This window comes from Haloplanus sp. XH21 (assembly GCF_023276355.1).
Classification (GTDB): domain Archaea; phylum Halobacteriota; class Halobacteria; order Halobacteriales; family Haloferacaceae; genus Haloplanus; species Haloplanus halobius.
Genome location: NZ_JALLPL010000001.1, coordinates 48,818 through 74,860 on the forward strand (window position 1 = coordinate 48,818; position 26,043 = coordinate 74,860).

The window sequence follows — 26,043 nt, forward strand, 5'->3', positions numbered from 1 at the left end:
AATGCAGACACCAAAGGAGATCGGCGGCATTCAGTTCGGGTTGATGGACCCGGAGACGTATCGCGACATGTCCGCGACGAAGGTCATCACTGCGGACACCTACGACGACGACGGCTACCCGATCGACATGGGGTTGATGGACCCGCGTCTGGGCGTCATCGACCCCGGGCTGGAGTGTCGGACCTGCGGTCAGCACTCCGGATCGTGTAACGGCCACTTCGGCCACATCGAACTCGCGGCGCCCGTCATCCACGTCGGCTTCACGAAGCTCATCCGGCGGCTACTCCGCTCGACGTGTCGGGAGTGCGGACGGCTCGCACTCACCGAAGAGGAACGCGATGAGTACCAGGAGAACCTGGTTCGCGCGGAGGAACTCGGCGAGGACCCCAACGACGTGCTGAAGGCCGCGGTCCGGCAGGCGCGCAAGCAGAACTACTGCCCGCATCCGGACTGCGACGGCGTGATGCACGACATCAAACACGAGAAACCGACCACCTACTACGAGGTGCAGGACGTGCTCTCGGGCGAGTACTCGGAGCTCATCGCGGAAGCGATGCAGCCCGATCCCGACGAGGACGACGAGGGGACCAGTCCCCAGGAACTCGCCGAAGCCGTCGGCGTCGACCTCGACCGCATCAACGACATCATGGCGGGCGAGTTCCGGCCGAAAAGCGAGACGCGGAAGAAGATCGAGAAGGTCCTCGGCATCGACCTGACCGAGGAGGACATGAACAAGCTGATGCCCTCGGACATCCGCGACTGGTTCGAGGACATCCCCGACGAGGACATCGAAGTCCTCGGTATCGACCCCTCGCGCTCGCGGCCCGAGTGGATGATCCTGACCGTGCTGCCGGTGCCGCCGGTGACCGCACGGCCCTCTATCACGCTCGACAACGGCCAGCGGTCCGAGGACGACCTGACCCACAAGCTGGTCGACATCATCCGCATCAACCAGCGGTTCATGGAGAACCGCGAAGCCGGTGCGCCCCAGCTCATCATCGAGGACCTCTGGGAACTGCTACAGTACCACGTCACCACGTTCATCGACAACGAGATTTCGGGGACGCCGCCGGCGCGACACCGCTCCGGCCGCCCGCTGAAGACGCTCTCCCAGCGACTGAAAGGCAAGGAAGGACGCTTCCGTGGCTCCCTGTCCGGGAAGCGCGTCAACTTCTCGGCACGGACGGTCATCAGTCCCGACCCGACCCTCTCGCTGAACGAGGTCGGTGTCCCCGACCGGGTCGCCAAGGAGATGACCCAGACGCTGAACGTCACCGAGCGCAACGTCGACGAGGCGCGACAGTACGTCGCGAACGGTCCCGAGGGCCATCCGGGCGCGAACTACGTGCGCCGGCCGGACGGGCGTCGCCTGAAGGTGACCGAGAAGAACTGCGAGGAGCTCGCGACGAAAGTCGAGGAGGGGTGGGAGGTCAACCGCCACCTCGTCGACGGCGACATCGTCATCTTCAATCGCCAGCCGTCCCTCCACCGGATGTCCATCATGGCCCACGAAGTGGTTGTGATGCCGTATAAGACGTTCCGGCTGAACACGACGGTCTGTCCGCCGTACAACGCTGACTTCGACGGCGACGAGATGAACATGCACGCCCTCCAGAACGAGGAGGCCCGTGCCGAAGCGCGCGTCCTGATGCGCGTGCAAGAACAGATGCTCAGCCCCCGGTTCGGGGAGAACATCATCGGCGCCATCCAGGACCACATCAGCGGAACCTACCTGCTGACCCACGAGAACCCGCAGTTCACCGAGACGCAGGCGCTCGACCTGCTTCGCGCGACGAGCGTCGACGAACTGCCCGAACCCGACGGGGAGGAGGACGGCGAACCCTACTGGACCGGCCGGACGGTCTTCTCCGAACTCCTGCCCGACGACCTCAACCTGGAGTTCACGTCCTCGGCGGGCGACACCGTCGTCATCGAGGACGGCCAGCTCATCTCGGGCACCGTCGACGAGGACGCGGTCGGCGCGTTCGGCGGCGAAATCGTCGACACGCTGACCAAGGTGTACTCCAAGACGCGCGCTCGCGTGTTCGTCAACGAAGTGGCGGCGCTGGCGATGCGCGCCATCATGCACTTCGGCTTCTCGCTCGGTATCGACGACGAGTCGATCCCGGACGAGGCAAACGAGATGGTCGACGAGGCCATCGACGGCGCCTACGAGCGCATCGACGACCTCATCGAGACCTACGAGGCGGGCGAACTCGAATCCCTGCCGGGTCGGACCGTCGACGAGACGCTGGAGATGAAGATCATGCAGACGCTCGGCAAAGCGCGTGACAGCGCGGGTGAGATCGCTGAGGATCACTTCAGCGAGGACAACCCGGCGGTCATCATGGCCCGCTCCGGCGCCCGTGGGTCGATGCTCAATCTGACCCAGATGGCCGGCTGTGTCGGGCAGCAGGCAGTCCGCGGCGAGCGGATCAACCGCGGCTACGAGGATCGCACCCTGAGCCACTACGAGCCGAACGACCTCTCCGCGGAGGCACACGGCTTCGTCGAGAACTCCTACCGTGGCGGGCTCACGCCCCGGGAGTTCTTCTTCCACGCGATGGGTGGCCGCGAGGGCCTGGTCGACACGGCCGTCCGAACCTCGAAGTCCGGCTACCTGCAGCGCCGGCTCATCAACGCCCTCTCCGAACTCGAAGCGCAGTACGACGGCACTGTCCGCGACACGTCGGACACCATCGTCCAGTTCGAGTACGGCGAGGACGGCACCAGTCCGGTGAAGGTGTCCTCGAACGACGAGAGTCCCATCGACGTCGAAGGGATCGCGGACCGCGTCATCGAGGCCGAGTTCGACTCGGAGATCGACAAAGAGCGGTTCCTCGGGCGCGAAGAGCCGCCGACCAACCTCTCGGAGTACGCCGGGCCCGGCCTGAACAAGGCCCAGGGCATGGAGGTGGAATCCGATGACTGACGCCGACTACGAACACGTCACGGAGGACATCGAAGCCGTCGTCGAGGATACGGAACTCCCCAAGCGGCTGAAGACCGACATCTACGAGACCATCGAGGAGCGGGGTCCGGTGACGGTCGAGCAGGCGGACGACATCGCTCAGGCGACGGAGTCGCAGTATATCGACACGCGCGTCGACCCCCTCGACCCCGTCGGCACGGTGTCGGCACAGTCCATCGGCGAACCCGGAACGCAGATGACGATGAACACGTTCCACTACGCCGGTGTCGCCGAGATCGACGTGACCCAGGGACTACCGCGCCTGATCGAACTGGTCGACGCGCGGAAGACCCCCGATACGCCGATGATGACGGTGTATCTCGACGAGGAGCACGCGACCGACCGCGACCGCGCACACGAGGTCGTATGGTCGATCGAGTCGACGAAGATCCTCTCGCTGGGTGACGTCTCGACGAACGTCGCGGACATGCTGGTGCAGGTCGACCTCAACGAGGAGACGCTGCTGGAGCGGTGGCCGACGGTCGGCAACGTCGGCGACATCGCGAGCCAGATCGCGGAGACCATCGAGGACGCTCTCGGCGTCCAGACCCGCCGCGACGGCACGCTGATCGAGTTCGGCCCCTCGGAGCCGAGCTACCGCGAACTGCTCCAGCTCGTGGAGGAGCTTCGCGAAGTCGTCTTCAAGGGGATCGAAGAGGTCTCCCGCGTCGTCATCCGCAAGGAGACGCTGGACGACGGCGAGGAGGAGTTCGTCCTCTACACCGAGGGATCGGCCTTCGGCGACGTGATCGAAATCGAGGGCGTCGACGCCTCGCGAACCACGTGTAACAACATCCACGAGATCTACCGCAACCTCGGCGTCGAGGCGGCCCGCGAGGCCATCATCAACGAGACGATGGACACCCTCGAAGAACAGGGCCTCGACGACGTGAACGTCCGCCACCTGATGCTGGTTGCGGACATCATGACGAACCGCGGCACCATCGAATCCATCGGCCGCCACGGCATCTCGGGGTCGAAGGAGTCGGTGCTCGCCCGCGCCGCGTTCGAGGTGACGGTGAACCACCTGCTCGACGCCGCCATCCACGGCGAGCGTGACCGTCTGGACGGCGTCATCGAGAACGTCATCGTCGGCAAGCCGGTCGCGCTCGGCACCGGCGACGTCGACCTCCGGATGGGGTCGTTCAGCCCCGACGTGGGCCAGGCTTCGGACGACTAGATGCGTGTCACCCTGTCGGATCGTGACCGCCGATACATCGCCCGATTCGAGGACGAGACGGGCGCGACGGCCCGCGACTGTCTGGTCTTCGAGGACGACGACCGGGTCGTCTTCCTGGTCGCGGCCGGCGAGATGGGACAGGCGGTCGGCCCGGACGGCCGCCGCGTTCAGGCGGTCGAGGAGTCGCTCAGTCGGACGGTCGAACTCGTCGAGGACGCGGACACGCCGGAGGCGTTCGTCGCGAACGCGCTCGCGCCGGCCGCGGTCCAACACGTCACGATCAGCGACCAGGGCGACCGGATCGCCTACGCCGAAGTGCCCGAGGCGGACCGCGGGGCCGCCATCGGCCGCGACGGCCGAAATATCGAGACGGCGCGCCGCCTCGCGGAGCGGCATTACGACGTCGACGACGTGCAGTTGACCTGATTACGCGTCGTCGAGCGCGTAGACATCGCCGGCCTGCGTCGCGACGATGACGGCCCCGTCGACGGCGACCGGCGATCCCGTCACTCCTTGCAGAACGACATCCGTGTCGGTGCGCTCGCGCGTCGTCACGCGCCAGCGCTCGCTCCCACCGTCGCGGGCGAGCGCGACCACATCGCGCCCGGCTCCGACGAGGAGTGCGTCCGCGGTCAGGACCGGCGCAGTCGGCGTGCCGTCGAGCGCCGTCGACCACCGCTCGTCCCCTGCCGGCGTGAGCGCCGTGACGCCGCCGTCATGAGCAACGGCGACATCACCGGCGTCTGCCGCATCGACGGCAACTGAGTGGCGGACACGGCCGTCGACCGTAGCGTCCCACTGCACGTCGCCGGTCGCGGGGTCGAGCGCACGGACGGTTCCCGTGGCGTCGGCAACGATGACGCGATCCTCGACCACGGTCGGGGCGGCGAGGGTTCGGTCGTCGACCGACCGTTCCCAGACGGTCTCGCCGGTGTCGGTGTCGCAGGCGACGACCGACGCCGACTCGCCCGTGGCGTAAATCGCGCGGCCGTCGGCGACGGCCGGCGCGGCCGCGTACTCGCCGAGAGTGCGTCGCCATCTGACGGTGCCGTCGTGGTTGACCGCGGCGACCTCCTCGTTCTCGTAGCCGCCACCGACGAAGACGGCGTCGTCGGTGGGCGTGGGGGCGGCGTTCACGTCGTTGTCGGTCAGGGCGCGCCAGCGCACGTCGCCGGTGTCGGCATCGACGGCGATCAGGCCGCGGGGGACGGAGTCGCCGCCGTTCCAGACCGTCGCGTAGACGACGCCGTCGTGGACGGCCGGTGCGGACTCGGAGGCGTGGCCGGCGTCGACCGTCCACCTCGTGTCGCCGTCGGCGAGGGCGAGGTTCACCAGGTCGCCGTCGAAGGCGACGTAGGCCGTCCCGTCGTCGATGACGGGTTGGGCGGCGTCGTAGCGGGCGGGCGTCCGGCGCCAGGCGACGGAGGGATCGGACGGCGCCGACCCGGCGAGGCGGCCGGCGTTGGCGGCGTCGACCTGATACTGGGGGATCGACCCCGTGGCGTCGACGGGGCGGTTCGAGACGGTCGGCGGCGAGTCGGATGTGTCGGATCCGGAGCCACCGAACAGACAGCCGGTCAGAGCGGCGGGCAGCGCGCTACCGAGGAGGACGAGAGCGCGGCGGCGGGAGACCATAGCCAGCGGTCCCGGCGGCGACGGAATAAGCCTTCTGCAGAGGGAACCGCCTCTCACGCGCTCTCGGCGGTCCTTCGGGGCTCAGCGCCATTCTCCGGGCGCCGCTCAGTGGGGGAAAGTCGCTCAGATCGGATTAGCGGGGGCCCTAACGCGTTCTGAGACGGTCTCGTCGAGTCCGAAGAGGGAGGCTTAAGTAGCTCCGCCGGGAACGAAGTTGCACTATGGCGAACGGCAAGTATGCGGCCCGCAAACTCAAGAAGGACCGCCAGACCCGACGGTGGTCCGACTCGGAGTACGCGCGACGCGAGCGCGGTCTCCGGAAGAAGTCGGACCCGCTCGAGGGCGCGCCCCAGGCTCGGGGCATCGTCCTGGAGAAGGTCGGTATCGAAGCGAAACAGCCCAACTCCGCGATCCGGAAGTGCGTCCGGGTCCAGCTCATCAAGAACGGCAAGCAGGTGACGGCGTTCTGTCCCGGTGACGGTGCGATTTCCTTCATCGACGAGCACGACGAGGTCACCATCGCCGGCATCGGTGGCGCGAAGGGTCGTGCGATGGGCGACCTCTCCGGTGTGAACTACAAGGTCGAGAAGGTCAACGGCGTGTCGCTCATCGAACTCGTGCGCGGTAACGCGGAGAAACCCGTCCGATAATGTCCGAGAGTGACACCCCCGAACCCGACGCCCCCGCCGGGAGCGAAGAGCAGGAGACCGACGCGCTCCTCTTCGGCGTCTGGGAGACCGACGACATCGCGTATTCGGACCCGAGCACCAAGCGCTACATCAACGTGACGCCCATCGCGAACACGATGGGTCGCCACGCATCGAAGCAGTTCCAGAAGAGCGAAATCTCGATCGTCGAGCGGCTCATCAACCGCCTGATGCAGACGGACGAGAACACGGGCAAGAAACAGCAGACGACGCGCATCGTGCGCGAGGCCTTCGAGCTCGTCCACGAGCAGACCGACGAGAACCCGGTGCAGGTGCTCGTCACGGCCGTCGAGAACGCCGCCCCGCGTGAAGAGACCGTCCGCCTGAAATACGGCGGTATCTCCGTCCCGCAGGCCGTCGACGTGGCGCCCCAGCGCCGCGTCGACCAGGCGCTGAAGTTCCTCGCCGAGGGGACCCAGCGTGGCTCCTACAAGACGCCGAACAGCGCCGCCGAGGCGCTCGCGACGCAGCTGACCGGCGCCGCCGACTACGATGTCGGCGCGTACGCCATCAACCAGAAAGAGGAAGCCGAGCGGGTCGCCGCCGCCGCGCGGTAACGTCCTTTTTCCCCAAACACCTACGTCGGTGCCGGGCGAGCGGGGGACTATGTCTGCTCCCGGTTCGCTCGCCGACACGCATACAGTTCGGAGCCCCGGCCACGTCGAATACGGCACGGGCGCCGTCGCAGCCCTCGAATCCTTCGCGACGGATCACGCTGCCGACACCGCACTGCTCGTCACGGACGACCATCTGTCGTCGAGTGGCGTCATCGACGCGCCACGCGCCCGCCTCGAAGCGGCGGGGCTGGACGTGGCGGTGTACGACGGCGTCGTGCCGGAACCGAAGCTCTCGATGGTCGAGTCCGCAGCGGCGCGAATCCGCGACGCGGGCGACGTCCTCGTCGTCGGCGTCGGCGGCGGGAGTTCGATGGATACGGCCAAGCTCGCGGCCACCGCCGCGACGGCCGACGAGTCGCCGCGCGAACTGCTCGGGCGGGACAACGTCTCCGGCCGGAGCGTCCCATTAGCTCTCGTGCCGACGACGGCGGGGACGGGGAGCGAAGTCACCGATGTCGGCGTGTTCGCCGACGATCGCGACGGCGGGGCGAAAAAGGTCGCGTTCTCGCCGCACCTGTTCGCGGACCTGGCGGCGGTCGATCCCGACCTGACGAAGACGATGCCACCGAGCGTCGCGGCGGCGACGGGACTGGACGCACTGACACACGCCGTGGAGAGCTACGTGAGTCTCGACCGCACGCCGTACACGGACACGCTGGCTCGGCGGGCGGTCGAACTCGTCGCCGAGAACCTCCGGCCGGCCGTCGCACAGGGGGAGCACAACGACGCGGCCCGCGCCCGGATGAGTCTCGCGGCCACGCTCGCCGGCCAGGCGTTCATCAACTCGGGGCTGGGGGCGGTTCACGCGCTCACTTATCCGCTGGGGATGGAGTGTGACCTGGGTCACGGGCTGGCGAACGGCGTGTTGCTCCCGCACGTGATGGCGTACAACGTGCCCGCCGAAATCGAGCGGTTCGCCGGCGTCGCGTCCCTGCTGGGCGCCGAGCGTCGCCCCGGCGAGTCGACGCGGGCGTTCGCGTCGCGGAGCGTCGACGCCGTCTTCGACCTGTTGTCCGACGTCGACGTGCCGACGAGCATCGCGGCCTACGGCGAGTTCGATCGGGCGACGTTCGAGCGGTTCGCGGACATCGCGTTCGAACACTCCGCGCACAACATCGCGGCGAACCCGCGGCGGATGGACCGCGGGGACGTGGTGAGCGTGTTCGAATCGGCAGCGGCGGGTCGCTAGTCGGCCGCCTGCCGATCGTCGATGGCGTAGGCCCGCGTCACGGCGACGAGGTCACGCCGGAAGTCGCTCTCAGTTGGCTCCTCGGCCAGCGAGCGGAACTGGCGTTTGAACGTGTCGAGACCGACATCGGGCGCGTCGGCCGCGGCGGCTCGCCCCAGATCGTACAGGCGGTGGTCGGCGTCGATGAGACCGTGCCGTTCAGCGAGGCCGAGGGCGAAGGCGGCGTTGACGGCGGTGATGTCGGGGTCGGCACCGACCGAGACTCGGCGGGAGTTGGGGTCGGTTGGGCGGGTGTCCGCGTCGGGCGTGTCGGCGACGGCGGCCGCGAGTTGGGATTCGAGAAACTGGACGAGTTTCGCGGCCGGCGCGACCGAGAGCGTGATGTCGTCGGCGTAGATGTCGCGCATGTGGTTGGCGATCTGATAGCAATGAGTGAGTTTGCGGCGTTCGACGCTCTGGCCGGAGAGCGCGAGAAAGAGCGCCTCGTCGGTCGACTGGGTGTGAGAGGCGTGGCCCTCCTCGTAGCGGGCCATGTGCGCGAGTTCGTGGAGGGCGAGTTCGCGGGCCATCGCGCTCGTCGCAGCCTGGCGGGAGATGTTGAGGACGTGGTGGTCGTCGTAGTGAGCGACCCAGGTCCGTTCGTCGGGGTCGTCCCGAACCTGAACGCGGACCGGACGGTCGAGGTCGTGTTCCGTCGACAGCAGATCGGCGGCGCTGAGAAACGGATCCGGTGGGGCACCGCCCTGTACGCGAACATCCATGCTTATCATTACCACGGTGCAAGCGCGTAAGACGGTTGTGGTCCGTCAGGATCGACGCCACAGTCGTGGTATCGCGTACCACACGGCACCAGCCGCCGGAAATCGGCGGTTTCGCCTCCGGCAAAACACTACCCTTTTGACCCTCCTGGCGGTACACGTCAGTAATGGGCCGACGAAAGAAGATCGTACAAGAATGTGAGCGATTGATGGACAAACCGGAGAACATCCGGAACATCGCCATCGCCGCTCACGTCGATCACGGCAAGACGACGCTGACGGACAACCTGCTGGCCGGGGCAGGGATGATCTCGCAGGACACCGCGGGCGAACAGCTCGCGATGGACACGGAACAGGACGAGCAGGAACGCGGCATCACCATCGACGCCGCGAACGTCTCGATGACGCACGAGTACGAGGGCGACAACCACCTCATCAACCTCATCGACACGCCGGGCCACGTCGACTTCGGTGGCGACGTGACCCGAGCGATGCGCGCCGTCGACGGCGCGCTGGTGGTCGTCGACGCCGTCGAGGGCGCGATGCCCCAGACGGAGACGGTGCTCCGGCAGGCGCTCCGCGAGGGCGTCAAGCCGACGCTGTTCATCAACAAGGTCGACCGCCTCATCTCGGAACTGCAGGAAGGCCCCGAGGAGATGCAGGAGCGACTCCTCTCGGTCATCCACGACGTGAACGAACTCATCCGTGGCATGACCGAGGAGATGGAGGACATCGACGAGGACTGGACGGTTTCCGTCGAAGGCGGCACCGTCGGGTTCGGATCCGCGCTGTACAAGTGGGGCGTCTCGATGCCCTCGATGCAGCGGACGGGCATGGACTTCGGCGACATCATCGACCTCGAGCGCGCGGACAAGCGCCAGGAACTCCACGAGCGGACGCCGCTCTCGGACGTCGTGCTCGACATGGTCTGTGAGCACTTCCCGAACCCCGTCGACGCCCAGCCCCGCCGTGTCCCGCGCATCTGGCGTGGCGACGCGGACTCCGACATCGCCGACACGATGCGACTGGTCGACGAGGACGGCGAAGTCGTCATGATGGTTACCGACATCGGCGTCGACCCCCACGCGGGCGAAATCGCCGCTGGACGTGTCTTCTCCGGCACCATCGAGAAGGGCCAGGAACTCTACGTCTCCGGGACGGCCGGCAAGAATCGCATCCAGAGCGTCGGCATCTACATGGGTGGCGAGCGCGAGGAAGTGGACCGCGTGCCCGCCGGCAACATCGCCGCCGTCACCGGTCTCAAGGACGCCATCGCCGGCTCCACCGTGTCGAGCGTCGAGATGACGCCGTTCGAGTCCATCGAGCACATCTCGGAGCCCGTCATCACGAAAAGCGTCGAGGCGAAGAACATGGACGACCTGCCGAAACTCATCGAGACGCTCCAGCAGGTCGCCAAGGAAGACCCGACCATCCAGATCGAGATCAACGAGGAGACGGGCGAGCACCTCATCTCCGGGCAGGGTGAACTCCACCTCGAAGTCATCGGGCAGCGCATCGAGCGCAATCAGGGCATCCCGATCAACACCGGCGAACCCATCGTCGTCTACCGCGAGGCCCCGCAGCAATCCTCACAGGAAGTCGAGGGTGTCTCGCCGAACCGCCACAACAAGTTCTACATCACGGTCGATCCCCTCGACGAGGACATCGTCGACGAGATCCAGATGGGGAACGTCTCGATGGACATGCCCGAACTGGAGCGCCGTGAGGCGCTGCAGGAGGCCGGCATGGACAAGGACACCTCCCAGAACGTCGAGCAGATCCACGGGACCAACATCCTCATCGACGACACGAAGGGGATTCAGCACCTGAACGAGACGATGGAACTCGTCGTCGAAGGGCTGGAAGAGGCGCTCGACGACGGCCCGCTGGCGGCCGAACCCGTCCAGGGCGCACTCATCCGCCTGCACGACGCGCGTCTGCACGAAGACACCATCCACCGTGGCCCGGCACAGGTCATCCCCGCCGTCCGAGAGGCCGTCCACCGCGCGCTGATCGACGGCGAGATCCGCCTGCTCGAACCCGTCCAGAACGTCCGCATCGACGTTCCCTCGGAACACATGGGTGCGGCGTCTGGCGAGATCCAGGGCCGCCGTGGCCGCGTCGACGACATGTACCAGGAGGGCGACCTCATGGTCATCGAGGGCATCGCGCCCGTCGAAGAGATGATCGGCTTCTCCTCGGACATCCGGAGCGCCACGGAAGGCCGTGCCTCCTGGAACACCGAGAACGCCGGCTTCCGCGTGCTCGCTGACAACCTCCAGCCGGAGAAGATCAAAGAGATCCGCGAGCGCAAGGGCATGAAGCTGGAACTGCCGCCGTCGGTCGACTACATCTAACCCGGCGCGGCTCCGTTTCCGCAGACGTTCTCCCGCACGCCGTGATGGACATCCGCGAAGTGACCGAGCGTTCGGTGCGAGCGACGACCGATGCAATCATATACCTTCTTTCCACAGTGTATGGTATGCCTCGCGGCACGACTACCGACAGTCGACGTGTCGGCACGGAGCTACCCCGCGGCCCCTCCCCGTCGCCGATCACAATTATTCCGACGGGTCGTGCCGCGGGGGTGACGGCCTGAATGGCTGACGACGCCGTCACCACCGACGAACTCGAGGAGGAGCGCACCGACGGCGGTGAGCGCCCCCAGACCCACACTATACGGCTTGAGCTACAGGACAAGCCGGGCGAACTGCTGTCGGCGCTGCGTCCCATCGCCGACAACGGCGGCAACCTGCTCTCGATATTCCACGAGCGGGGGAACCTCACGCCACGTGGTCACATCCCGGTCGAGGTGGACGTGGAGTGTCCGCCGGACCGCTTTGACACCATCGTGGAGGCGCTCCGCGACGAGGGCGTGAACGTCATCCAAGCCGGTGCCGAGCGATTCGGTGAGGAGATGGCGCTCCTACTGGTCGGCGACATCGTCGATACCGACTTGTCGGATACGCTCCGACGCATCGAATCGAGTACCGACGCGACGCTCGCGGACCTGTCGCTGTCGGCGCCGGAAGGACGCGACGGCGCGTCGAGCGCCCGCCTGCGACTGGCGACGCGAACCGGGCGCACCGACGAGGTGTTCGCCCACGTCCGCGACATCGCCGAGGAGAAAGACCTCGACGTGATCGAACCCCTCCTGGAGGTGGCGGAATGAGCCTTCGACTCGCCGTCATCGGCGTCGGCGCAGTTGGTCGTTCCGTCGTCGAACTCGCGCCGGAGTACGGGCATCGCGTGACGGCAGTCGCCGACTCCAGTTCGGCGGCCGTCGATCCGAACGGCCTCGACGCCGACGCGGTGTTCGAGCGCAAGGACCGGGAGGGCGTCGTCGGCGACGGCGACCCGGCGGACGCCCTCGCGGCCGACTACGACGTCCTCGTGGAGGCGACGCCGACGACGCTCGGCGACGCCGAACCCGGGTTCTCACACGTCAAGGCGGCGCTGGAGCGGGACCGCCACGTCGTCCTGGCGAACAAGGGGCCGGTCGCCGAGCGGTACGCCGACCTGATGGCACTCGAACGCGAGAGCGAGGGGGCAGTGCAGTTCGAGGCGGCTGTCGGCGGCGCTATCCCCATCCTCTCGACCATCAGCGACTTCGGGCCGAATCAGATCACGGCGGCCCGCGGCGTCCTCAACGGCACGGCGAACTTCATCCTCTCGCGGATGGCTGCGGAGGGGCTGGGGTACGAACACGTCCTCGCCGAGGCCCAGGACCTGGGCGTCGCCGAGGCGGACCCCGCCTTCGACGTCGAGGGGACCGACGCGGCGCTGAAGTTCGTCATCCTGGCGAACGTGCTCAGCGACGGAGACCAAGTGTACAGCCTCGACGATGCGCGAGTCGAGGGCATCCGCGACATCCCCGCGAGCGCGCTGGATCTGGCGGCCGAAGACGGCCGGACGGTTCGCCTGATCGGCGAGGCGACCGCCGACGGCGTCCGGGTCGGCCCGCGGCTCGTCCCGAAGCACGACGCCCTCTCGGTCACGGGCACGCGAAACATCGTCCAGTTCGAGACGGTCAACGCCGGACAGTTGCACCTCAGCGGACGGGGGGCCGGCGGCCCCGAGACCGCGACGGCCATCCTCTCGGACGTCGGGCGCCTAGAGTAGCGGCCGCCCGCTCGACGGGGGTGACCGTGCGGTGACCTCTCACAAACCCCCGGACGGCGCGGGGATGCTCTGTAACGCGTATCGAAATGGTTTTAGGTGAATCAAGCGAATTATTCCTCACCAAGCGCCTTAGCGCGTGATTCCACCATGAGTGACAAACCGCACCAGAATCTGGCCATTATCGGCCACGTCGACCACGGCAAGAGCACGCTCGTCGGGCGACTCCTGTTCGAAACGGGGTCCGTACCGGAGCACGTCATCGAACAGTACCGCGAAGAAGCAGAGGAGAAGGGCAAGGGCGGCTTCGAGTTCGCCTACGTGATGGACAACCTCGCCGAGGAGCGAGAGCGTGGTGTCACCATCGACATCGCCCACCAAGAGTTCGACACGGACGAATACTACTTCACCATCGTCGACTGTCCGGGTCACCGTGACTTCGTGAAGAACATGATCACGGGGGCCTCCCAGGCCGACAACGCGGTGCTCGTCGTCGCGGCCGACGACGGCGTCGCGCCCCAGACGCGAGAGCACGTCTTCCTCGCGCGGACGCTCGGGATCAACGAACTGATCATCGGCGTCAACAAGATGGACATCGTCGACTACAGCGAGGACACCTACGAGGAAGTCGTCGGTGAAGTCAAGAAGCTCCTCAAGCAGGTCCAGTTCGGAACGGAGGACGCGTCCTTCATCCCGATTTCGGCCTTCGAGGGCGACAACGTCGCCGAGAAGTCCGGCAACATGGACTGGTTCGACGGGCCGACGCTGCTCGAATCCCTGAACGACCTGCCGGCGACGGAGCCGCCGACGGACGCGCCGCTCCGCCTGCCGATTCAGGACGTGTACACCATCTCCGGCATCGGGACGGTCCCGGTCGGCCGTCTCGAAACCGGGACGATGCACGCCGGCGACAACGTCAGCTTCCAGCCGTCTGATGTCGGTGGCGAGGTCAAGACCATCGAGATGCACCACGAGGAAGTCGACTCCGCGGGCCCCGGCGACAACGTCGGGTTCAACGTCCGTGGCGTCGGCAAGGACGACATCCGCCGTGGCGACGTCTGTGGCCCGGCCGACGACCCGCCGTCGGTCGCCGAGACGTTCCAGGCACAGGTCGTCGTCATGCAGCACCCGAGCGTCATCACGGCGGGCTACACGCCGGTCTTCCACGCCCACACGGCGCAGGTCGCGTGTACCATCGAGTCCATCGACCAGAAGCTCGACCCCGCCAGCGGGGAAGTCGCCGAGGAGAATCCGGACTTCATCAAGTCCGGCGACGCGGCTGTCGTGACGGTGCGACCGCAGAAGCCGCTCAGCATCGAGCCGTCCTCGGAGATTCCGGAACTCGGGAGCTTCGCCATCCGTGACATGGGTCAGACCATCGCGGCCGGCAAAGTGCTCTCGGTCAACGAGCGATAGATGCAGCAAGCACGCGTCCGCCTGGCGGGTACGAGCCCCGAGGACCTCGACGACATCTGCGACGAAGTCCGCGACATCGCGGGCAAGACGGGGGTCAACCTCAGTGGGCCGATCCCGCTGCCGACCAAGACCCTAGAAGTCCCGTCCCGGAAGTCCCCCGACGGTGAGGGGACCGCGACCTGGGAGCACTGGGAGATGCGCGTCCACAAGCGTCTGATCGACATCGACGCCGACGAACGCGCGCTTCGCCAGCTCATGCGCATCCAGGTGCCGAACGACGTCAGTATCGAGATCGTCCTCGAAGACTGACGGGCATCGTCCGGCCTTCGACACGGCGCTAAGGCGTTCCACGCTTTTCCGTCGCGAACAGAAGGGTACAAGTGTGCCCGTCGGCTGTATCTAACTGCGGGCTCGTAGATCAGCGGTAGATCGCTTCCTTCGCAAGGAAGAGGCCCGGGGTTCAAATCCCCGCGAGTCCATCGGAGCGACCGAGTTTTTCGAGGGAGCGAGAATGGCGAGCGGGATTGAAGTAGACGAGTCGCAGCCCGCGCAGCGAAGCGAGCAGGACCGTCTCGGCGTGGTTCAAATCCCCGCGAGTCCACTCGACTCACTTCGTTCGTCTCGTTCCCTCGCGTGCCCCCACTCGCTGCGCTCGTGGGGACCCCGCGAGTCCATTTAACTGCGGGCCGTTCCGAACTATCCGGTTAGGCGCCGGTATAGCGCCTCGTTCAGAATATTCGCAGGACAGCAATGATCTCACGGCCGGAAAATGTCGTCTGACCCATCGACTACTGCAGGAAGTCGGGGAGTTCTCGTTCTTCGTCGCTCGGCTCGATACCGAGTTCGTCCCGCAGGAAGGTGTCCGGATCGGAGATCCTCTCGCCGCCGCCTTCGTGAAGTGCGAGAACCTCGGCGAGTTGTGCGAGCGCCGCAGCACGGGTGTTGCCACCGCGGGTCAGCTCCGTTTCGAGGTCCGTAGCGGTGATACCCCCGTCGTCTTCTTTGGTGAAGACGACGCCCGCCGCTTCGTCGTGGCCACGCGTCGCGCTCGCCATTACCGTGAGATGGGGCCGACATCGACGATAAGCCTTCGGCCGAGCCGTCGCCAACAAAGGAGACTCCCGCCCAGCAGGTACACTCGATGCCCCCCACGCTTCGCTCCCCGCGAATCCGCTCCCACCGCTCGAAAATATTGTCACCAGTCATGAACTATTCAACACCCCCACACGTCCGTGGGGATGGGTCCCGAACACTCCCTGTACCATCGTCCCACTGGGACCCCTTCCACCACTGGGAGAGTCCGCGGCCACGATGGGCCGTCTCCCTTTCTACGCGTCGAGTCGACACCAGCGGACGACCATCACCGCGACGTAGCCCATAGCGAGTCCGATCGCGACCGCTCGCAGCAAGGCGACGTGCGCCGCCGATGGGTACTCAAAAAAGACGACGACGAGCAGCGCGGCTATCGCCCCCACGAGCGCGGAGAGCCCGTAAGCCTCCCGCAGGGTCGGACGGAGCGACCCCCGGCACGGTAGGTGGCTAGAGCCCGCGATCAGTGAACCGGCCTTCCTGCTCGTAGATGTTCACGAGTTCCTCGATGAGTTCCTCGACGGTTTCGTCCTCGGCACGGTGGTCTTCGAGTCTGTCGGCCAGGTCGTCGCTCACTTCGATGGTCCGAGACATACCGGAGGGCACGGACGGAGGGAGTAAAAGGTGGCCCCAAACCGTCCCCGACGTGATGACCGCGGTCAGTCCTCTTCGGGCGGCAGTCCGTTCTCGTCCAGCACCGTCCCGTCCTCGTCGACAGTGACGATACCGCGGTTGTTCACCGCGTAGGGATCGAGACCGATCTCCTCCATGAACCCTTTATACAGGCGTTCGACGGTCTCCCCGTCCTTCTGCCGGTCCGAGGCGCGGTCACAGAGCGCGATCAAGTCCTCGGGCACGTCGTTCTCGTGGACGATCCAGTGGTTGATCAGGTCGGAGAGCCGCCGGATCGGCGAGGTGAAATGGCCGTAGATGTCGAAGTTGAGGGCGTGGTGACCGCCGAAGGGGTCGTTCATGTACTTCGCGCGGGGCATCACCTTCAACACGGCGCGCTGAATCTTCGAGAGCATCCGGTCGGGCGCGGTTTCGAGCGCGCCGTTGACGGCCTTCCGGGGGTCGTCCCACTTGTCGGAGGGGATGGAGACGCCGTTGAGCTCCTGAATCTCGCGGAGGGCGTCGTTCCACTGGTCCGGGGTCGGCTGTGGGTGGACGCGGTACATCGCTTCGACGCCGCGGTTCCACATCAGTTCGTGCGTGACGGCCTTGTTGGCCTTTAGCATGCATTCCTCGATGATGGTGTGAGCGCGGTCCCGTCGGGGGTTGAGAACGAGCGAGCCGTCCTCCTTACGCTGTTCGTGCATCCGGTCGGCGAGTTCGAACGCGAGGGTGTTCTCCTCGTGCAGCGGCGCCTCGGGGTCCTCGAGACGCTTCTCACACTGACTGTAGGTGAGGCGCTCGTCGCTCCGAATGACGGATTTGTAGATGTCGATGGTCTCGAAGGAGAGCGTCTCGGGGTCGAGTTCCATCTCGACGGTGTGGGCGAGACGGTCCTCGTCGGGCACGAGCGAACACACCGTCTCCGCGAGCGTCGGCGGAAGCATGTGGATGGTGTAGGACGGGAGATAGACGGTGTTCCCGCGCTCGACGGCCTCCTCCCACATCGTGGAGTCGGGGTGGACGTAATGGGTCACGTCGGCGATGTGGACCCAGATGCGGTAGGCGTCGTCCTCCTCGCGGACGCTGATAGCGTCGTCGAAGTCCTGCGCGTCGATAGGGTCGGTCGTCCAGGCCGTCAGATCCCGCAGGTCGCGACGCTCGTCGAGTTCGTCCTCGATCTCCTGCTGGACGCCCTCAGTTCGTTCGCGTGCCTCCCGGAGCACCTCCGGGGGAAACTCGTCGCGAATCTCGAACTCCTCGAACAGTTCCTCGCGCTTCTCCTGCAACTGGCGCGCTTCGGCCGGCGAAACCTCGACCGGACCTTGGCCCTCGGCCGTCCCGGCCTGGGCCTGCGCCTCCGCGTCGTTCGTCATGGCGTACACTACACGTGACGGGTAGTTAGACGTGTCGGGCGGCGACGCGAAGCCGTATAGGGCTTGTGAACGCCGGCGCGATGGTTGGGTCGGGTCAGTCAGCCGGACGGCTCGTTGACGATCTCCGCGTTCGACGAGTTCGCCATCACGCTCCGGAGTCCCTTCCACGCGTTGTGTTTGCGGCTGTACCCCTCACCGGAGGTAGCGATACGTTGCCGTTGCGGTGGCGGAGTCGCCAGCGCCACTCCCCGCTCCGGTCACGGAAGACCTCGAACCGGGCAAGCGACTGCGACCCGTCGGCCGCACCCCCCGGCGCTGGGGCTGCATTCGCGACCTCTTCGTCCGGGACTTGGGCTGCATCCGACGCCTCCCCGTCCGGCGTCGTCGCCGGTGTGGAGGCCGTCTCTGCCGCCTCCTCGTCCGGTGACGCCGCTGCCTCGGTCGTCGCTTCGGAATCCCCGTCCGTTGGCCACTCCAGTTCGAGTTCCAGGCTCGACCCGTCGGCGTCGGTCTCGAACTCGATTTCGAAGGTCGCCTCGGCGGGCGCGTCGACGGTGATGGCGTCCGCCCCCTCGCCCAACTGGATGGCGCCGGTGAGCAGTCCGTCAGCCACGCCACTCAACACGGCGGCGATGGCCTCGCGACTGGCGATCCATTCGGCTTCGTAGTCGTTTCGGGACACGCTGGGGCTCACGAGACGCTGCGTGTTAAAGCGTCGCGAGGGATGCAGCGGTCGGCGGCGGAGGCACCGAGGGCACCGCCGTCTCAGGACTCCGGCTCCTCTCGCGATTCGTCGCGTTCCTCGACGGCGCCGTAGTAGCGTTTCAGAAACGCCTCCTGCGAGATGTCGTCGTCCGCGATGTCGACGAGCATGGCTTCGAGGTCGTCGCGTGGCTGGTGACAGAGACCGCGGTAACACTCCTTACAGAGGTGTTCGAAGTCCTTGCCGCGACGGCTCCAGCGGTCGCCTTCCTTGTCGTACTCGCGAGCGTCGGCGCGGGGGAGCGATCCACCGCACGCGATGCAGACGACCGTCGTTTCATCCCCGGAGCCATCCGGTCCCGAGCGCCACATGTCCGACAGCAGGTACCACGCCCACTTAGCGTTTGTTCCGGTCGCGGTTGGCGGTCCATCCGGGCGACTTATCCGCCGAGCGGTCCCACGCCACCAGTATGGAGGTCAAATCACGCCACCACCTGCGGAGCGACGAAATACGGGAGTTGGAGACGACGCTCGCCGAGGCGCTGGGCGTCGACCTCGACGGCGACACCTACGAGCGCGTCGACCTCGTGGGGACGGAGTTCGATCTGGTGCTCGTCGACGGCGTCCCGGCCGTCTTCGTCTTCGAGGGCGAGCCGTTCCTGACGGTTCGCGGGGCCAACGCCTACCCGCCGGAACGACGGGTCGTCACCGTCGACGCCGGCGCCGTCCAGTTCGTGAGCGACGGCGCGGACGTGATGCGCCCGGGCATCGTCGACGCCGACGAGGATATCGATCCCGGCGACTTAGTCGTCATCGTCGAAGAGACCCATGACAAGGCGCTGGCGGTCGGTCGCGCGCGCGAACCCGGCGACGACATGGTCGGTGACTCGGGCAAAGTCGTGGAGTCGGTCCACCACGTCGGCGACGACCTCTACGAGTTTTCGGTCTGATAGCGGTCGAGCGCGGCCTCGTAGCCGTGTTTCGCGCGCCGGTACGTCTCTCGCAGCTCCGCCACCGGCGACTCGTTCGCGTCGACGCGGAGATCGTGATAGAGCGGCTCCGGCTCGGAGCCGGGCGTCGTCACGACGACGGCGGCGCTCCCCACCGGGAGATCGGTCCGTCGATCGCCGCCCGCCCGCTCCGCGGCCGCGAGCGCCGTGATCAGACGGCGGACGAGCGGGGCGTCGCGTTCGTTGTCGCGGTAGCCCTGAGCGAGGGCGGCAAGGACTTCGTCGTCGGCGAGCGACGTGCCCGCGACGCTGTAGCCATCCCCCGAGGCGTGAGTCGCGACCGGCCGGCAGTCGGCGCCGGTGTGGGCCGCCGTGGCGTGAGCGTCGACGCCGTGAATCTGGAGGGTCGGCGCGTCGGCGGCGCGGGTCGCCACCACGTCGTCGATGCGCCGCCCCGCCGCGAGGTCGGCGAGGGACCGCAGACCGAGGTCGGCGTCGGTGACGCCGGCGGTCGCAACGGCACCCTGCTCGCTCACGTGCGGGCAGACGCTTCCCACCGCCGGGAGCCGCGTCGCGGCGGCAACGCCGAACCGCGGCGCGTCGGCGCCAGCGACCTGCTCACGGACACAGAGACTGTAGGTCACGGTGGCTCCACGGGGGCGATCCTGAAAAGCCCGCTCACCGGCGTCGCACAGGGCGGATGTCTGACGTAAGAACTAATGAGACGGTGGTCGCTGTAGATAGTATGGGCATCATGAGCAAGATCCTCGGCGGGGGCGGCACGCACAGCACTGACGACTACGTCGAACTGAACCTGGACGATTTCGATACGGCGCGGGCCGAAGCGAGCATGCAGGTCCACATCGCCGAAATCAGCGAACAGCGTGACGCCATGGCGATCAAAGACGCCGTCTACGACGGCGACCTCGTCATCGCGGACATCACGCGAATGAGTCCGAGCGACAACGTGGTCGACCGCATCCTCGAGGACCTCCGGCAGGTGGCGCGCGAAGTCGACGGCGACGTGGTGCAGAAAGGCGACGACCAGATCATCATCGTGCCGACGGGCGTGAAGATCAGCCGAGAGAAGCTGTCCTGAGAGGGTATCGGAAGCCAGCAGCGAGTCTCACCCGAGTCGGTGAGAATCTATCGACAGTTACGATACCCCCGAAACCGACAGGGTTTCAGCGGTCAAGCCCCCAGTCGGGCGTAGATGAGCAAGGACTACATCGAGGTTCGCGGGGCCGAGGAACACAACCTCAAGGACCTCGACGTCCGCATTCCCCGCGAGGAGTTCAGCGTCGTCACCGGCCTCTCCGGGTCGGGCAAATCGTCGCTCGCGTTCGAGACGGTGTACGCCGAGGGGCAGCGCCGCTACATCGAATCCCTCTCCGCGTACGCCCGCAACTTTCTCGGTCAGATGGACAAACCGCAGGTCGAGAGCGTCGAAGGGCTCTCACCGGCCATCTCCATCGACCAGAAGAACGCCGCCAACAACCCCCGGTCGACGGTCGGTACCGTCACCGAACTCCACGACTATCTGCGCTTGCTGTACGCCCGCGTCGGCACGCCACACTGCCCGGAGTGTGGCCGCGAGGTGGGCGAGCAGAGCGCCGGACAGATGGTGCGTCGCCTCCTCGAACTCCCCGAGGGGACGCGGGCCAAGCTCTGTGCGCCCATCGTCCGCGACCAGAAAGGCGCTTTCGAGGACCGCTTCGACGACCTGGTGAGCCAGGGCTACAGCCGCGTCGAGGTCGACGGCGAACCGTACGACCTCACGATGAACCGCCCCGAACTGGACGAGAACTACGACCACACCATCGACGTGGTGGTCGACCGGGTGCGCATCGACCCCGACGCCCGCTCTCGCATCACGGACTCCGTCGAGACGGCGCTCGAAGAGGCGGGCGGCGTCCTCAAGGTCGTCCTCCCCGATCCGCCCGCCGGCGTCGAGCTCGGCGGGGCGACCGCCCGGTCGACGGGCGACCTGGCCGACGGCGACGCGGAAGACGACGACGCCCCCGACCGCCTCGTCGTCGAGTTCTCCGAGGACCTGGCGTGTACGCACTGCGGCATCGACATGCCCGAAATCGAGACGCGTAGTTTCTCCTTCAACAGCCCGCACGGCGCCTGTCCGGAGTGTGAGGGCATCGGCAACACGAAGGAGGTCGACCCGAGCCTCGTAGTGCAGGACCCGAGCAAACCGCTAAAGAACGTCTTCGAGCCCTGGAGTTACAATCGGTCGTACTACCAGCGCCAACTCGACTCGATGGCGCGGCATTTCGGCGTCTCCCTGGACACACCGTTCGAGGAGTTGGACGACGAGGTGCAGGACGCCTTCCTTCACGGCACCGACGAAGAAGTGCTGTTCAAGTGGACGACCAAAAACGGCGTACGCCGGAAAGAACAGCCGTTCGAGGGGGTCATCGGCAACCTCGAACGCCGCCACGTCGAGACGGACTCGGAGAACACGCGCGAGCACATCGAGGAGTTCATGGCCGTCACCACCTGCCCGGCCTGTGACGGCACGCGCCTCAAACCCGCCTCGCGAGGCGTCCGCGTCGACGGCACCTCGATCACCGAAGTGAGTCGCATGAGTATCGCCGACGCGCTCGCCCACTTCGAGGGGCTGGAGGCGTCGCTCACGGAGCGCGAACGCACCATCGCCGAGGAGATTCTGAAGGAGATCCGCGCCCGTCTGGGCTTCATGCAGGAGGTCGGCCTCGACTACCTCACCCTCGACCGCGAGGCGTCGACGCTCTCGGGCGGCGAGTCCCAGCGCATCCGCCTGGCGACGCAGGTGGGGTCCGGCCTCGTGGGCGTGCTCTACGTCCTCGACGAGCCCTCCATCGGCCTCCACCAGCGGGACAACGACCGCCTGCTCGACACGCTGGAGGGCCTCCGTGACCTGGGCAACACCCTCCTCGTCGTCGAACACGACGAGGAGACGATGCGCCGCGCGGACAACATCATCGACATGGGGCCCGGGCCGGGCCGGCGCGGCGGCGAGGTGGTCGCCCAGGGCGACTTCGAGGACATCGTCGCGAGCGACGAGTCGGTCACCGGCGACTATCTCGCGGGGCGCACCGAAATCCCGGTGCCCGACGACCGCCGCGACACCGACGACGGCGAACTCGTCGTCCGCGGCGCGCGCCAGCACAACCTCAAAGATCTCGACGTGGCCATCCCCATCGGCCAGTTCGTCGCCATCACGGGCGTCTCTGGATCGGGGAAGTCCACCCTGATGCACGACGTGCTTTACAAGGGCCTGGCGCGCGAGATGAACGACAACACCTCGGTCGACCCCGGTGATCACGACGCCATCGAAGGGGACGACGCTATCGAGACGGTGCGCCTCATCGACCAGTCGCCCATCGGGCGCACCCCGCGCTCGAACCCCGCCACCTACACCGGCGTCTTCGACCACGTCCGCGAACTCTTTGCGGAGACGAAGCTGGCGAACCAGCGCGGCTACGAGAAGGGTCGCTTCTCGTTCAACGTCAAGGGCGGCCGCTGCGAGGAGTGCGGGGGCCAGGGCACGGTCAAAATCGAGATGAACTTCCTCTCGGACGTACACGTCCCCTGCGAGGAGTGTGGGGGCGACCGCTACAACGACGAAACCCTCGACGTGACGTTCAAGGGCGCGACCATCGCGGACGTACTGGAGATGGAAGTCGACGAAGCCCTGGAGTTCTTCGAGGCGAACCCCGGCATCCGCCGCCGACTCCAGCTGCTCAAGGACGTCGGCCTGGGCTACATGAAACTCGGCCAGCCCTCGACGACGCTCTCGGGCGGCGAGGCCCAGCGCGTCAAACTCGCCGAAGAGTTGGGCAAGAAGGACTCGGGCGAGACGCTCTACTTGCTCGACGAACCCACCACTGGCCTCCACTCCGAGGACGAGCGCAAGTTGATCGAGGTGCTCCACCGCCTCGCCGACGCCGGCAACACGGTGGTCGTCATCGAACACGAACTCGACCTAGTGAAAAACGCCGACCACGTCGTCGACCTCGGTCCGGAGGGCGGCGACGGCGGCGGCGAACTCGTCGCGACGGGGACGCCCGAAGCGGTCGCCCGCGAGGACGGCTCCCACACCGGGCGCTATCTGCGCGACCTGCTGCCGGACGTGGATCTCGCGGGCCCACGCGACGACCGGAAGAAACCCGCGAAAGCCGCGAGCGACGACTAGCCGTCTCCGTCGCAATAAAATCCCCCGGGGCCCAACCCCGGGTATGATGTACGTCGAACCCCCGACTGGTCCCGCCGCCCACGACGCGGGTCGACCCGCATGAACGTCCGCATCCGCGGCATCTACACGACAGCGCTCACGCGCCGATTTCTGGACGCCGACCACCGCGTCGTCGACGCGTCGCCACCCATCCGCGAGCGATTCGACGCGGCCCTCTCGACCGGCCCGGCCGACATCGACATCGAGACGAGCGACGACCGACAGGGCGTGCGCGTCGGCGGCGACCCGGACGCGGTGCCGACGGCCGTCGACCGACTCACGACGGTCGCCCGCGACGCGTTCGCGTGGCCGTCGCCGGCCCCGGAGGGGGCCCTCTTCGATGCACGGGTCACCGAGACGCTCGGCCGGGGCGCCGTGTGTGACCTCGGCGACGGCGACGGCTTTCTCCCCTACGACAACGTCGACACGCACGTCGAGGTCGGCGATCGAGTCCGGGTTCGAGTCGCGGCGTCGATGCCCCCGTGGGCCAACCGCCGGCCGGTCCTCGACACCGACATCGAGATGCGGGCCGGTCCCGCGACGCTCGTCCACGGCGGCTCGGGCGTGACCGTCGACACCCGCGACGACGCCGCCGGGCGCGAACTCGCCGGCATGACCGACCTCCTCGGCGTCGACGTGCCCGACGGGTGGGGGTTGCGGTGGACGGAGACGGCGACCGACGCGGACATGGATACGCTCGCGGCGGCGCTGGAACGGGCCGTAGACGAAGTGGCCGACATCGAAGTGACGCTCGACGAACCGGTCGAGCCGACGCGGCGACTGGCGGCGCCGACGGCGACGACCTGGGTCTGGTTCGGCCGCGAATCCCGCTTTGCGCTGGACGAAGACCGTCGGCGCGTGACCGAGACGATGACTGGCCACCACCGCATCAAGGCGGCATCGAGCGAGGCGAGTCGCGCCGTCGACTTCGCGGAGGCGCTCCAGGCCGGCTCGTCGGAGTTCCCCTTCGAGGCGGTGACGGAGACGTTCGGCCCCGACGTGGGCGACCACGTTCGTCTCGATCACGGCAAACCCGACGGACGGCGCATCGTCCTCGGCCGGGCGGAGGTGATCGACCGCGGCGCCGACGGCACGCTGACCGTCCGCCGCGAGATGACGGCTGGCGGCACCTACGACGCCCTTCCCGTCGACCGCGAGGACGGCGATGTCGCCATCACGAAACTCCGCGAAGGCCGGTGGTGGTATCCGACCGTTTACCGCGACGAGGACGGCGAGCGCAAGGGGACCTACGTCAACGTCTGCACGCCCGTCGAATGTTTCCCGGACGCCGTCCGCTACGTCGACCTCCACGTCGACGTGGTGAAGGGCCCGTCGGGTGAGGTGCGCCGCGTCGACGACGACGAACTCGACGCCGCGGTCGACGTTGGCTACGTCTCACCGGCGCTGGCGGAGAAAGCCCGCGCCATCGCGTCGAGCCTGGAGAACGCGGTCTGAGACGGCCGTTGTGCGTCAGTTCCGGCGGTCGCCCGTCCCACCGGTTATCGCGCTCGCCAGCGCCCCGAGAACGACGGCGTCGTCGCCGTGGTCGGTCAGGCGGACCGTCGGAACGTCGGTCGTCACCCGCTCGGGAAGTCGCTCGCGGAGCGGTTCGAGCACACCATCGGCGTTGTGTCTCGCGACGCCGCCGCCGACGACCACCGTCTGCGGCGCGTAGACGTGGACGACCGTCGCGACGCCGATGGCGTTCCAGCGAGCGATGCGCTCGACGGCGCGAGCGGCGAGATCGTCGGTCTCGGCGTGGGCGAACACGTCGGCGGTGGAAAAATCATCGTCGTCAAGCGGGAGCGCCGTCGGCTCGCCCGCGTGGAGAGAACGGGCGTAGTCCGGGATGTTCGCGCCAGCGCAGTACGCCTCCCAGTGACCCGCACCGCCACAGCCACAGGGTCGCTGTCCGTCGGGGTCGACGGTGACGTGGCCTACCTCCCCCGCGTTGCCGTTCCAGCCGGACAGCACGGCCCCGTCGACGACCGCCCCCGCACCGATACCCGTCGAAAGCGTGAGATACACCATATCCTCGGGCGCGTCGGCGAAAAAGCGCTCGCCGATGGCGCCGGCCGTGGCGTCGTTGTGGAGGAAGACGCGCCCGGTCGCACACAGGGTTTCGAGCGGTCCGGTGAGCGGGATGCGACCGACGCCGGCGGGCAGGTTCGCGGGGGCGACCGCCGCCCCCTCCGCGGGGTCGATCGGTCCGACCGCGCCGACGCCCGCCGCGGCGACCGACTCGGGCGCGACGCCCGCGTCGGCACATGCCTCGCGGGCCGCGTCGACGACGGCCTCGGTGACCGCGGCCCCGCTCGCCGTCCGCGGCGTCGCGGCGCGGTGCGTGCCCACCACGTTGCCGGCGCGGTCGCCGACGACCGCTCGAACCGATGTCGCCCCGAGGTCGACACCGAGATACGTCGCCATCGATCCGTGTTCGTCGCCGCGGCAGTTATACGCTCGGTCCCGGACCACCCATCTCTTTGCGCGGGCGCTC

Annotated in this window: 25 protein-coding genes, 1 tRNA gene and 1 pseudogene; 16 read left to right on the forward strand and 11 right to left on the reverse strand. The window is 67.2% G+C overall.

What is annotated here, in order from left to right; all coding sequences use genetic code 11:
- The first annotated feature begins 1 nt into the window (after position 1).
- From MXB53_RS00240 to MXB53_RS00250, 3 genes are read left to right on the forward strand one after another with little or no spacing between them, the layout of a single operon-like run.
- Positions 2–2,932 (forward strand): DNA-directed RNA polymerase subunit A', encoded by a 2,931-nt coding sequence (locus MXB53_RS00240; protein WP_248898044.1) that lies wholly within the window; start codon positions 2–4, stop codon positions 2,930–2,932.
- The gene (rpoA2, locus tag MXB53_RS00245; RefSeq protein WP_248895212.1) at positions 2,925–4,151 is read left to right on the forward strand and encodes a DNA-directed RNA polymerase subunit A''; all 1,227 of its coding nucleotides are present in this window, start codon (positions 2,925–2,927) and stop codon (positions 4,149–4,151) included. Before MXB53_RS00240 ends, rpoA2 begins: the two co-directional genes overlap by 8 nt.
- On the forward strand, positions 4,152–4,577 hold the full coding sequence (locus tag MXB53_RS00250; RefSeq protein ID WP_248895213.1) for a NusA-like transcription termination signal-binding factor: 426 nt from the start codon (positions 4,152–4,154) through the stop codon (positions 4,575–4,577).
- Here the strand turns inward: MXB53_RS00250 and MXB53_RS00255 are convergent, their stop codons facing one another.
- Positions 4,578–5,786: an outer membrane protein assembly factor BamB family protein gene (locus MXB53_RS00255; RefSeq protein ID WP_248895214.1), complete on the reverse strand. Its 1,209-nt coding sequence runs from the start codon at positions 5,784–5,786 to the stop codon at positions 4,578–4,580.
- 221 nt (positions 5,787–6,007) lie between these two features.
- Here MXB53_RS00255 and MXB53_RS00260 point away from each other — a divergent pair, with 221 nt between their 5' ends.
- Genes MXB53_RS00260 through MXB53_RS00270 form a run of 3 tightly spaced genes read left to right on the forward strand, consistent with a single transcriptional unit; the run spans position 6,008 to position 8,299 of the window.
- Positions 6,008–6,436 carry a 30S ribosomal protein S12 gene (locus tag MXB53_RS00260; RefSeq protein WP_092635289.1) on the forward strand — a complete coding sequence of 143 codons (429 nt, stop codon included), beginning with the start codon at positions 6,008–6,010 and terminating at the stop codon, positions 6,434–6,436.
- Complete coding sequence (locus MXB53_RS00265) at positions 6,436–7,050, forward strand: 30S ribosomal protein S7 (protein WP_248895215.1); 615 nt, start codon at positions 6,436–6,438, stop codon at positions 7,048–7,050. Before MXB53_RS00260 ends, MXB53_RS00265 begins: the two co-directional genes overlap by 1 nt.
- Positions 7,051–7,099: 49 nt before the next feature.
- Positions 7,100–8,299: an iron-containing alcohol dehydrogenase gene (locus tag MXB53_RS00270; RefSeq protein WP_248895216.1), complete on the forward strand. Its 1,200-nt coding sequence runs from the start codon at positions 7,100–7,102 to the stop codon at positions 8,297–8,299.
- Here the strand turns inward: MXB53_RS00270 and MXB53_RS00275 are convergent.
- A complete protein-coding gene (locus MXB53_RS00275) occupies positions 8,296–9,060 on the reverse strand; it encodes a DUF5781 family protein (RefSeq protein ID WP_248895217.1) in 765 nt (254 codons plus the stop codon). The two genes, MXB53_RS00270 and MXB53_RS00275, sit on opposite strands and share 4 nt — an antisense overlap.
- Before the next feature lie 164 nt (positions 9,061–9,224).
- On the opposite strand from MXB53_RS00275, the gene MXB53_RS00280 reads away from it, so the two are divergent.
- The 6 genes from MXB53_RS00280 (at position 9,225) to MXB53_RS00305 (ending at position 15,071) form a co-directional block, all read left to right on the forward strand.
- Positions 9,225–11,414: an elongation factor EF-2 gene (locus tag MXB53_RS00280; protein WP_248895218.1), complete on the forward strand. Its 2,190-nt coding sequence runs from the start codon at positions 9,225–9,227 to the stop codon at positions 11,412–11,414.
- A gap of 242 nt (positions 11,415–11,656) precedes the next feature.
- Complete coding sequence (locus MXB53_RS00285; RefSeq protein WP_248895219.1) at positions 11,657–12,229, forward strand: amino acid-binding protein; 573 nt, start codon at positions 11,657–11,659, stop codon at positions 12,227–12,229.
- On the forward strand, positions 12,226–13,179 hold the full coding sequence (locus MXB53_RS00290; protein ID WP_248895220.1) for a homoserine dehydrogenase: 954 nt from the start codon (positions 12,226–12,228) through the stop codon (positions 13,177–13,179). Before MXB53_RS00285 ends, MXB53_RS00290 begins: the two co-directional genes overlap by 4 nt.
- 147 nt (positions 13,180–13,326) lie before the next feature.
- Positions 13,327–14,592: a translation elongation factor EF-1 subunit alpha gene (tuf, locus tag MXB53_RS00295; protein WP_248895221.1), complete on the forward strand. Its 1,266-nt coding sequence runs from the start codon at positions 13,327–13,329 to the stop codon at positions 14,590–14,592.
- Positions 14,593–14,901: a 30S ribosomal protein S10 gene (gene rpsJ, locus MXB53_RS00300; RefSeq protein WP_248895222.1), complete on the forward strand. Its 309-nt coding sequence runs from the start codon at positions 14,593–14,595 to the stop codon at positions 14,899–14,901.
- Positions 14,902–14,999: 98 nt separating this feature from the next.
- Positions 15,000–15,071: transfer RNA gene (locus tag MXB53_RS00305), tRNA-Ala, on the forward strand.
- A gap of 309 nt (positions 15,072–15,380) precedes the next feature.
- On the opposite strand, the gene MXB53_RS00310 is transcribed toward MXB53_RS00305, so the two are convergent.
- From MXB53_RS00310 to MXB53_RS00340, 7 genes and pseudogenes are all read right to left on the reverse strand, one after another.
- Positions 15,381–15,647 carry a type II toxin-antitoxin system HicB family antitoxin gene (locus MXB53_RS00310; protein WP_248895223.1) on the reverse strand — a complete coding sequence of 89 codons (267 nt, stop codon included), beginning with the start codon at positions 15,645–15,647 and terminating at the stop codon, positions 15,381–15,383.
- A gap of 273 nt (positions 15,648–15,920) precedes the next feature.
- Positions 15,921–16,067, reverse strand: coding sequence for a hypothetical protein (locus MXB53_RS00315; protein WP_248895224.1), 147 nt, complete (start codon positions 16,065–16,067; stop codon positions 15,921–15,923).
- A 64-nt stretch (positions 16,068–16,131) separates the two neighbouring features.
- Complete coding sequence (locus MXB53_RS00320) at positions 16,132–16,275, reverse strand: DUF7557 family protein (RefSeq protein WP_248895225.1); 144 nt, start codon at positions 16,273–16,275, stop codon at positions 16,132–16,134.
- 65 nt (positions 16,276–16,340) lie between these two features.
- A complete protein-coding gene (locus MXB53_RS00325; RefSeq protein ID WP_248895226.1) occupies positions 16,341–17,669 on the reverse strand; it encodes a ribonuclease catalytic domain-containing protein in 1,329 nt (442 codons plus the stop codon).
- Positions 17,670–17,767: 98 nt separating this feature from the next.
- Positions 17,768–17,914, reverse strand: a complete 147-nt coding sequence (locus MXB53_RS00330; protein ID WP_248895227.1) for a DUF1508 domain-containing protein — start codon at positions 17,912–17,914, stop codon at positions 17,768–17,770.
- A 260-nt stretch (positions 17,915–18,174) separates the two neighbouring features.
- Positions 18,175–18,363, reverse strand: a pseudogene (locus tag MXB53_RS15725) (amphi-Trp domain-containing protein); the annotation flags it as partial.
- A 71-nt stretch (positions 18,364–18,434) separates the two neighbouring features.
- Positions 18,435–18,743 (reverse strand): DUF7562 family protein, encoded by a 309-nt coding sequence (locus MXB53_RS00340; protein WP_248895228.1) that lies wholly within the window; start codon positions 18,741–18,743, stop codon positions 18,435–18,437.
- A gap of 98 nt (positions 18,744–18,841) precedes the next feature.
- On the opposite strand from MXB53_RS00340, the gene MXB53_RS00345 reads away from it, so the two are divergent.
- A complete protein-coding gene (locus MXB53_RS00345) occupies positions 18,842–19,321 on the forward strand; it encodes an RNA-binding protein (RefSeq protein WP_248895229.1) in 480 nt (159 codons plus the stop codon).
- Here the strand turns inward: MXB53_RS00345 and MXB53_RS00350 are convergent.
- On the reverse strand, positions 19,303–19,965 hold the full coding sequence (locus tag MXB53_RS00350) for a DUF1028 domain-containing protein (protein ID WP_248895230.1): 663 nt from the start codon (positions 19,963–19,965) through the stop codon (positions 19,303–19,305). The two genes, MXB53_RS00345 and MXB53_RS00350, sit on opposite strands and share 19 nt — an antisense overlap.
- A 101-nt stretch (positions 19,966–20,066) precedes the next feature.
- Here MXB53_RS00350 and MXB53_RS00355 point away from each other — a divergent pair, with 101 nt between their 5' ends.
- From MXB53_RS00355 to MXB53_RS00365, 3 genes are all read left to right on the forward strand, one after another.
- Positions 20,067–20,420, forward strand: a complete 354-nt coding sequence (locus tag MXB53_RS00355) for a cell division protein SepF (protein WP_248898045.1) — start codon at positions 20,067–20,069, stop codon at positions 20,418–20,420.
- A gap of 114 nt (positions 20,421–20,534) precedes the next feature.
- Positions 20,535–23,507, forward strand: coding sequence for an excinuclease ABC subunit UvrA (gene uvrA / locus MXB53_RS00360; RefSeq protein ID WP_248895231.1), 2,973 nt, complete (start codon positions 20,535–20,537; stop codon positions 23,505–23,507).
- A gap of 99 nt (positions 23,508–23,606) precedes the next feature.
- Positions 23,607–25,001, forward strand: coding sequence for a ribonuclease FAU-1 family protein (locus tag MXB53_RS00365; protein ID WP_248895232.1), 1,395 nt, complete (start codon positions 23,607–23,609; stop codon positions 24,999–25,001).
- A 15-nt stretch (positions 25,002–25,016) separates the two neighbouring features.
- Here MXB53_RS00365 and MXB53_RS00370 read toward each other — a convergent pair whose 3' ends face one another.
- Positions 25,017–25,973, reverse strand: coding sequence for an ROK family protein (locus tag MXB53_RS00370; protein WP_248895233.1), 957 nt, complete (start codon positions 25,971–25,973; stop codon positions 25,017–25,019).
- Between the last annotated feature and the right edge of the window lie 70 nt (positions 25,974–26,043).